At 47.5% G+C, this 1,163-nt stretch carries 1 protein-coding gene; it reads left to right on the top strand.

The annotated features are described in order from the left end of the window. Positions 1-128: 128 nt before the first annotated feature. Positions 129-1,163 (top strand): IS110 family transposase (locus ACIFQN_RS27605; RefSeq protein WP_429836252.1); only part of this gene is annotated, 1,035 nt, incomplete at its 3' end.

The following is a 1,163-nucleotide window of genomic DNA, read 5'->3' as shown; positions in this document are numbered from 1 at the left end:
CGTGTAAGAAAGCATTCCTGTAGAAGCTAAGATTTTGGCTTTGAAAAATGAACAAGCGCCTCTGTATGATGGGATCATGTCACCTGGCCGTGACTAACATGACCCATACATTAGGAGGACGCTCTACTATGAAGTTTAAACGAAGCGACGCTCAGAATCAAAGGATTGAACGAATTACCACTGAACATTTGGTTGTTGGTATCGACATCGCAAAAGAGACACATGTGGCTAGAACCGTCAATTACCGTGGTCTGGAGTTGGGATGCCATCTGACGTTTTCAAACAGCCATGACGGATTTGAGAAGCTGCTACGTTGGATTCAGTCTCTTCAATCCCAGCAGGCTCTCTCACAGCTTATCATCGGTCTTGAACCAACCGGTCATTACTGGTTTAGTTTAGCGGATTGGCTTGTTTCACGAGACGTGGATATCGTTTTGGTCAATCCACTGACAACCAAGCGAAACAAGGAGAATCGAGACAACTCTCAGTCGAAAAACGATGTGAAAGATGCGCTTGTAATAGCTGATCTGGTTTGCCGGGGGTATTACTCGTCTTATACGCAACACGCTCCAATCTATCAGCGGTTACGCATGGTCATGAACGAGCGTGAATACTGGTCAAAGCAAAAAACAAGCATTAATAATCGTGTGATACGATGGTTGGACCTGTACTTTCCCGAATACACCTCCGTATTTAAAGAGTGGGATTGCCCACGCTCGATGGCAACACTAAAAGAGTTTCCGCTTCCGTCAGATCTTCGAGATTTGAACACTCAGCAAGTGATTGCGGGGTGGAAAAAACACATGCAACGCTCCGGAGGCGGTCGAGGCTTTAAGAAGGCCGGACAACTCCTAAATAAGGCCCACCATACTGTAAGCGTCAAGGTTGGGCAGGAAGAAGCAAGGCGGGAACTGAAACGGTTGTTGGACGAATACGAGCGACTTAGCGGTCTACTCGAGGAAATCGAACAAGAGGTACTTGTCTTGCTAAAAGAGATTCCCGATGTCGTGGAACTGCTTCAATCCATCAAGGGGTTAAGTCCCCTTATGATCGCAGCGATTTTAGCTGGAACCGGGGATTTGAGAAAGTATGCCGACGGACGGCAGGTGCTCTCTCGTGCAGGGTTGAATCTGGCTGAAGACAGCTCCGGCAAACACAAAGGG

This window comes from Brevibacillus sp. NRS-1366 (assembly GCF_050467985.1).
Note: the sequence above shows the minus strand (reverse complement) of the source record. Positions and strands in the feature narration are given on the sequence as shown.